At 72.8% G+C, this 7,290-nt stretch carries 6 protein-coding genes; 4 read left to right on the top strand and 2 right to left on the bottom strand.

The window, feature by feature from the left end:
- Positions 1-328 precede the first annotated feature (328 nt).
- From AC07AL_RS27080 to AC07AL_RS27065, 4 genes are all read left to right on the top strand, one after another.
- On the top strand, positions 329-931 hold the full coding sequence (locus AC07AL_RS27080; protein WP_363581269.1) for a PadR family transcriptional regulator: 603 nt from the start codon (positions 329-331) through the stop codon (positions 929-931).
- Positions 928-2,691 carry a sulfatase gene (locus AC07AL_RS27075; RefSeq protein ID WP_363581271.1) on the top strand — a complete coding sequence of 588 codons (1,764 nt, stop codon included), beginning with the start codon at positions 928-930 and terminating at the stop codon, positions 2,689-2,691. The genes AC07AL_RS27080 and AC07AL_RS27075 overlap by 4 nt, the downstream gene beginning before the upstream one ends.
- Positions 2,692-2,804: 113 nt before the next feature.
- A complete protein-coding gene (locus tag AC07AL_RS27070; protein WP_478318486.1) occupies positions 2,805-4,148 on the top strand; it encodes an MFS transporter in 1,344 nt (447 codons plus the stop codon).
- A gap of 75 nt (positions 4,149-4,223) precedes the next feature.
- Positions 4,224-5,180 carry a formylglycine-generating enzyme family protein gene (locus AC07AL_RS27065; protein WP_478318484.1) on the top strand — a complete coding sequence of 319 codons (957 nt, stop codon included), beginning with the start codon at positions 4,224-4,226 and terminating at the stop codon, positions 5,178-5,180.
- Positions 5,181-5,264: 84 nt separating this feature from the next.
- On the opposite strand, the gene AC07AL_RS27060 is transcribed toward AC07AL_RS27065, so the two are convergent.
- Together AC07AL_RS27060 and AC07AL_RS27055 are read right to left on the bottom strand one after the other, a co-directional pair.
- Positions 5,265-6,581 (bottom strand): sensor histidine kinase, encoded by a 1,317-nt coding sequence (locus AC07AL_RS27060; RefSeq protein WP_478318482.1) that lies wholly within the window; start codon positions 6,579-6,581, stop codon positions 5,265-5,267.
- Positions 6,581-7,282: a response regulator transcription factor gene (locus AC07AL_RS27055; protein WP_363581277.1), complete on the bottom strand. Its 702-nt coding sequence runs from the start codon at positions 7,280-7,282 to the stop codon at positions 6,581-6,583. Before AC07AL_RS27055 ends, AC07AL_RS27060 begins: the two co-directional genes overlap by 1 nt.
- Positions 7,283-7,290: the final 8 nt, after the last annotated feature.

The raw sequence follows: 7,290 nt of genomic DNA, 5'->3' as shown, positions 1-7,290 counted from the left end.
CTGTAGCCAATAAGGTCCACCTAGAACGAAAGGGGGGGGGACAGGCCCTCCCGGGAAAAAACACCCCCCCCCCCCCCCCGTCCTCCCCTTCTCCCCCCCCCCCCCCCCCCCCGCGCCCGTTTTCCCGGGAGGGGCCTGTTCCGTCGCAGCCGCGCCGGGTTTCGACGTCCCCGCCGGTAGCGCAGGCGCTGTGCACTGTGCGCTGTGCACTGTGAATCACCGTGAACTCATATGAACGGTCGGATAATTCACCGCCCGCCGCGTTGACGACCCCCGTGTCGCGGATAGAACACTGAGCACATAAGTGATTCCGCACATAGGGGGCTCGATGCAGTTCGAGTACGTCCTGCTCGCCCTGCTGGCCGGCCGGCCGTTCAGTGGGTACGACCTGCGCAAGTGGGTCGAGACGGAGGGCCAGTTCCTCCGTTCGCGGGCCCACCACAGCCAGATCTACCGCCTGTTGGGGCGGATGGTGGCGGACGGCTGGGTGGCGTTCGAGGTCGACCCGCGCGAGGGGCGTCCCGACGCGAAGGTGTACCGGCTCACGCCGGTGGGGCGGGAAGCGCTGATGGAGTGGGTGCGCTCCCCGTACGAGCCGCCCAGCCGGTTCCAGGACGCGGACTTCCTCTCCCGCTTCGCCTTCGCCGCGGTCCTGGACCGCGAGGCGGCGATCCTGCTGATCCGCACCGAACTGGACCACCGGCGCGAGCAGATCGCCCGCAACCGGCCCCGCGACCGCACGGTCCGCTTCGAGGACCCGCTGCCCGAGCTGGACCAGGAACTTGCACGCGAGGTCTACGAGGAACTGCACCAGTACGGCGCCGGCGCGATGGACGCGTGGGTGGCCTGGCTGGAGCGCATGCTCCGGCGTCTCGAACAGTGGCAGCCGGGGCGGAAGACGCCACCGGCCGGAGAAGGGAGCGCCGCATGAAGGCGATCATGGTGATGTTCGACAGCCTCAACCGGCACATGCTGCCGCCCTACGGCGGGGACTGGACTCACGCGCCGAACTTCGCGCGGCTGGCCGAGCGGTCGGTCACCTTCGACAGCGCCTACGCGGGGTCGATGCCGTGCATGCCGGCCCGCCGCGAGATCCACACCGGCCGGTACAACTTCCTGCACCGCAGCTGGGGCCCGCTGGAGCCGTTCGACGACTCCATGCCCGAGCTCCTCAAGCAGAACGGGGTGTACACCCACCTGGTCAGCGACCACCCGCACTACTGGGAGGACGGCGGCGCCACCTACCACGGCCGGTACAACACCTGGGAGTTCTTCCGCGGCCAGGAGGGCGACCCGTGGAAGGGCCAGGTGGCCGACCCGGAGATCCCCGAGGACCTGAAGAAGCTCCGGTTCGAGTCCTACCGGCAGGACTGGGTGAACCGCCCGCACCTGGCGACCGAGGACCGCCACCCGCAGACGCTGACCTTCGACGCGGGCCTGGAGTTCGTCCGCACCAACCGGGAGGCGGACAGGTGGTTCGTGCAGATCGAGACCTTCGACCCGCACGAGCCGTTCTTCAGCCACCAGCGGTTCAAGGACCTCTACCCGCACGACTACGAAGGCCCGCACTTCGACTGGCCCGACTACAAGCGCGTGGTGGAGACCCCCGGCCAGGTCGAGCACGCCCGCCTGGAGTACGCGGCGCTGCTGTCGATGTGCGACCACTCCCTCGGACGGGTGCTGGACCTGATGGACGAGCAGAACCTCTGGGACGACACCCTGCTGATCGTCAACACCGACCACGGCCTGCTGCTGGGAGAGAAGGGCTGGTGGGGCAAGACCGTCCAGCCCTGGTACAACGAACTGGTCCACCTGCCGCTGTTCGTGTGGGACCCGCGGGCCGGCAAGGCCGGGGAACGGCGCCGGGCCCTGGTGCAGACGATCGACCTCGCACCGACGCTGCTGGAGTACTTCGGCATCGAGCGCCCCGCGGACGTGCAAGGCCGCCCGCTGCCGGTGGCCGAGGACACCCCGGTGCGGGAGGCGGCCCTGTTCGGAATCCACGGCGGCCACGTCAACGTCACCGACGGTCGGTACGTCTACATGCGCGCCCCCGCCACGGCGCAGAACGCGCCGCTGCTGGAACACACGCTGATGCCCACCCACATGCGCGGGCGGTTCTCCCCGGCCGAGCTGGCGAACCTCCAACTGGCGGAGCCGTTCACCTTCACCAAGGGCGTTCGCACCCTGCGCGTCCCCGGCCGCACCTTCATCAACCCCTACCAGCACGGCACCCTGCTGTTCGACCTGGAGGGCGACCCCGACCAGCGCACCCCCCTCGTCGACGACGCGGCCGAGCTGCGGATGGCGACCCTGCTGGTGGAGCTGATGCGCGCGGGCGACGCACCGCCGAGCCAGTACGAGCGCCTCGGCCTGCCGGCCGAGGGCCCGGTCGGCGCGGAGCACCTGCTGGTCCGGGCCCAGCGCGAGCAGGCCGACCGGGCCGCCGAGCCGCTGCCCCACCCGGAGGACTACCCCCCAGGACGCTTCTCGCTGCGGACCCCCGTGTTCGCCCTGATCTCCGACCCGGTCGCCGTGGAGGTGATGCGCAGGCACCTGCCCGGCATCGTCGACTCCGAATTCCTGCAGTTCCTCGGCCCGACGCCGCTGATCGACGTCGCCGCCCTGGCCGGCGGCCTCACCGACGTGTCGGCCCTGCGCCGGGTGGCCGAGGAACTCGCCGCTCTCTGACCAGCCGGCGCACGACGTACCGGTGACGGGGTTGCAGCCCCGTCACCGGCGAGCACGCCGCCTTTCCCCCGCACTGCCCCTGTGACGAACGATGCGAAGAAGTGGAGTCGCGCATGTCCGACCTTATCGAGGGCACCTCCGGGCCCGCCACGAGGACCGGCCCGCCCCCGGTCCAAGGCCGATGGGCCCAGCTCTCGGTCCTCGGCGGCGCCATGCTGGTCGACGGCACCGAGGCCGGCCTGGTCACCGGCCTGTTCCCGGTCATCAGAAACGCCCTCGGCCTGACCCTCGGCTCGCTCGGCGTCCTGACCGCCGCCGGCAAGCTGATCGGCGTGCTCGCGGCCCCCCTGTGGGTGTGGGCGGCACGCCGCTGGTCGCGCAAGAGCGTCCTGGTCCTGTCCACCGGCCTGTGGGGGGTGTGGGGCGTGGCCGCCGGCTTCTCCAGGGACTTCACCGAACTGCTGGTCTTCGTCACGGTCCTCGCGGCCGGCTACGCGGCCGCCCAGCCGCTGGTTTCCGAGATCATCGGCGACCTGTTCGACCCGGCGTCGCGCGGTCGCGCCGTCGGTGCCCTCTACGGTGCGCTGTCGCTGGTCGGCTCGGTGCTCGGCCCGCTCATCGGGCAACTGGCGGGAGTCCACGACGGCTGGCGCTGGGGACTGTGGGGCGTCGGCGTCCTGAACATCCTCTTCGGCGGGGTGCTGCTGCTCTGCTTCCGCGACCCCGGCCGCGGCGCGGCCGAGCGGCAACTCGCGGACCTCGACCGGGCCGCCCGCGAGCCCCGGACGAAGGTCGGCCTGGCCACCGTCGTCTCGCTGTTCAAGATCCCCAGCTTCGCGATCCTCCTGGTGTCGCGGCTGCTCTCGGGACACCTGCTGCTCTCCTCGTTCGCCGTCGTCTACCTGGTGGACGTGTTCGGCTTCACCACCCAGCGAGCCGCCGTCGTCCTGATGCCGCTGGGCATCGGATACCTGCTGGGCACCCTGCTGGGAGGCTTCCTCGCCGACTGGGCCACCCGCCGCAGCCCCCGCCACGGGCTTCCCGGCGCGCTCCAGGGCGCCCAGGTCGCCTTCGCCGTCCTCGCCTTCCTGGGCACCCAGGTCCACTACCGCGGCATCGGCGCCTACGCCCTGCTCTTCTGCCTGATGGGTGTCGCCCAGGGCGTCAATCCCAGCCTCAACCGCCCGATGGTCATGGCGGTCACCCCACCCGAGCTGCGGGCCACCGCCTTCACGATCTACGTCTCGGTCTTCGAAGCCCTCGCGTGGGCCGCCTTCGGCCTGGGCGCCGGCTTCCTCGGCCAGGTGGTCGGACTCCGCCCGGTGTTCCTGGCGGTCCTGGTGGTCCTCATGCTCGTCAACGGCGCTTTCCTGACGCTGCTCCACCTGCCCTACGCGAAGGACGTTCAGCGGGTGCAGCGGGAGCTCGACCTCAGGCGCCGGGCAGCCCTGGCCTGACCCGGCCCGCCTGACCCGGCCCGCCTTGCACGGCCGGCCTCACACGGCCGGCTGAACCCACTCCCGGAGGAACCCGTGAACCTGCCCTCGGCGCCCTGCTGCACGCCCTCGCGAGGCCCCGGCACGCTCCGCCCGCTCCACCTCGCGGCCCCGCGTCCCGCCGGCCCGACGGACGGCATGGTCCTCCTGCCCGGCGGCGGGTTCCTGATGGGCACCGACGACTCCGAAGGCTTCCCCGACGACGGCGAAGGCCCCGTGCGGCAGGTCCGGCTGGACCCGTTCCTCATCGACGCCCGCGCGGTCACCAACGAGCAGTTCACCGCGTTCGCCGCCGACACCGGCTACCGCACCGACGCCGAGCGCCTGGGCTGGTCCTACGTCTTCGCCGGCTTCCTCCCGGCCGCCGTGCGGCGCACCGCCGTACGGGTGGAGCGAACCCCCTGGTGGTGCGCGGTCACCGGAGCCGCCTGGGACCGGCCCGAGGGCGCGGGCAGCACGGTCGCCGACCGCGGCGACCACCCCGTCGTCCACGTCTCCTGGAACGACGCGCACGCCTACGCCTCCTGGGCCGGCAAACGCCTGCCCACCGAAGCGGAGTGGGAGTACGCGGCCCGCGGCGGACTCGAACAGGCCCGGTACCCGTGGGGCGACGAACTCGATCCCGACGGCACCCACCGCTGCAACATCTGGCGCGGCACCTTCCCGGCGAAGAACACGGCCGCGGACGGCCACCGCGCCACCGCCCCCGCCGGCTCCTTCGCACCGAACGGCTTCGGCCTGTACAACATGTCCGGCAACGTGTGGGAGTGGTGCGCCGACTGGTGGACCACCGACCACCCCGCATCCCCCACCCCGGCCAATCCCACCGGCCCCGCCACCGGAACCGCCAAGGTCATCCGCGGCGGCTCCCACCTGTGCCACAAGTCCTACTGCAACCGCTACCGCGTCGCCGCCCGCAGCTCCAACACTCCCGACAGCTCCAGCGGCCACGCCGGCTTCCGCTGCGCCCGCAACGCCGAACAGCCCGACTGACGCGCCGACCCGTCCGCGACGGGCCACGCCGTTCGGCCGGGCTCGCAGACCACCGACCCGCCGTCCTGACCTCCGGGCGGGCCGTCAGCCCTCCGGTGCGGGTGGCAGGTGGAAGCCGACCTCGGCGCCGCCGGAGGGGGCGGCGGTGGCGAAGACGGTGCCGTGGTCGGCGGCGACGAGGTCGTGGACGATGGCCAGGCCCAGCCCCGAGCCCGGGGTCGACTGGGTGCCGGCGGCGCGGTAGAAGCGCTCGAAGACGGCCTGCCGGTCGCCGGGGGCGATGCCGGGCCCGTGGTCGCGCACGGCCAGCCGGGTGCCGGTGACGTGGACCTCCACCGGGGTGCCGTCCGGGCTGAACTTGACGGCGTTGCCGACCAGGTTGTCCACGCAGCGCTGCAGCGCGCGCGGGCGGGCCCGCACCGGCACGGGCCGTTCGGCGGTGACGGTGATCTCGCGGCCGGTGCGGCGCCGGAAGCGCCGGGCGCTGTCCTCGGCGGCGGCCGTCAGGTCCACCGACTCCGGGTCCTCCACGGTCTGCTGGTCGGTGGCCAACTCGACCAGTTCGCGCACGAGTTCGTCGAGTGCGACGGTTTCGGTGACCAGGGTGGCGAGGATCTGCTCCTCGTCCGCGGGGGCGAGCCGGCCGCGGGCGCGCTGGAGGAGTTCGGCGCAGCCGCGTACCGAGGTCAGCGGGGTGCGCAGCTCGTGGCTGGCGTCCTGGACCAGGCGTTGCTGCTGGTCGCGGGAGCGGCGCAGGGCGCCGACCATCGCCTCGAAGGCGCGGGTGAGGCGGCCGACTTCGTCGCGTCCGGCGGCGGGCAGCGGGGTGGTCAGGTCGCGGGTGGTGGTGATGTGTTCGGCGGCGCGGGCCAGGCGTCGCACCGGGCGCAGGATCCGGCCGAGGACGAGCCAGCTGAGCAGCGCGGAGGCGGCCGCGGCCGCGGCGCTGGTCCAGGTGATGCGGCGCAGGAACGCGTCGTCGACGGTCTGCGCCCCGGCGTAGGTCTGGCCGACCATCACCGCGCCCTGCCCGTCGGGGCGGGCCTTGGTGAGGATGCCGTAGGGGGTGCCGTCGACGGTGGCGTCCTCCTGGTGGGCGCCCTGTGCGGTACGGGCCACCTCCCGGGCCCGGGCCGAGACGGGCAGCGCCGGGCCGCCCGGGGCCCCCAGCGGCCGGGTGGTGCCGTCGGGGAGCAGCAGCTGTTCGACGGTGTCGGGCCGTGCGGGCGGGGAGCGGTCGAGGTCCAGGGCGGCGAGCACGGTGTGGGCCCGGTCCTCCAGGCTCCGGTCGAGCTGGTCGGCGACCAGGGTGCTGACGCCGCGGTAGGCGGCGGTGACGGGCACGGCGATGGCCAGCAGGACGGAGGCGAGGACCACGAGGCCGATCCTGGTGCGCAGCATCAGGCGGTCCTGGCGGTGTAGCCGACGTTGCGCACGGTGTGGATCAGCCGGGGCGCGCCGCCGTCTTCGGTCTTGCGGCGCAGGTAGCCGACGTAGACGTCGAGCGAGCGCGAGTCGGTGTCGAAGTCGTAGCCCCAGATGCGTTCGTAGATCTGGTGGCGGGTCAGGACGGTGCCCTGGTTGCGCAGGAGCAGTTCCAGCAGGTCGAACTCGGTCTTGGTCAGGTCGAGCCGGCGCCCGCCGCGGTGGGCCTGGCGGGCGCCGGGGTCCAGGGCGAGGTCGTCGAGGCCGAGTTCGGCGCTCTCGCCGCCGAGCGGCTCGGTGCGGCGCAGCAGGGCGCGTATACGGGCCAGGAGTTCCTCGGTGGCGAAGGGCTTGGCCAGGTAGTCGTCGGCGCCGGCGTCGAGCCCGGCGACCCGGTCGCCGAGCTGGTGGCGGGCGGTGAGGACCAGGACGGGCAGGCGGTCGCCGCGCCGGCGCAGCATCCGGCACAGCGCGAGGCCGTCGAGGCGGGGCATGACCACGTCCACCACGGCGAGGTCGGGGCGCCGGTGCTCCAGGAGCTCCAGGGCCTCCTGTCCGTCGGCGGTGGTGAGCACCCGGTAGCCCTCGAAGCGCAGCAGGTGGTCGAGGGTGTTGCGGACGCCGGGGTCGTCCTCGACGACCAGGACGGTGCGCCGGGCGGCGGTGGGATCTGTCATGGTGTCAT

The sequence above is a fragment of the Kitasatospora sp. NPDC043949 genome (assembly GCF_056435365.1).
The sequence above is the reverse complement of the archived record's forward strand: the minus strand, read 5'-3'. Positions and strand labels throughout refer to the sequence as shown.

Bases quoted from the DNA above. Each gene is read 5' to 3' on its own strand.
- AC07AL_RS27055 (WP_363581277.1), bottom strand. From the start codon at position 7,282: ATGACAGATCCCACCGCCGCCCGGCGCACCGTCCTGGTCGTCGAGGAC.
- AC07AL_RS27080 (WP_363581269.1), top strand. From the start codon at position 329: ATGCAGTTCGAGTACGTCCTGCTCGCCCTGCTGGCCGGCCGGCCGTTC.
- AC07AL_RS27075 (WP_363581271.1), top strand. From the start codon at position 928: ATGAAGGCGATCATGGTGATGTTCGACAGCCTCAACCGGCACATGCTG.
- AC07AL_RS27070 (WP_478318486.1), top strand. From the start codon at position 2,805: ATGTCCGACCTTATCGAGGGCACCTCCGGGCCCGCCACGAGGACCGGC.
- AC07AL_RS27060 (WP_478318482.1), bottom strand. From the start codon at position 6,581: ATGCTGCGCACCAGGATCGGCCTCGTGGTCCTCGCCTCCGTCCTGCTG.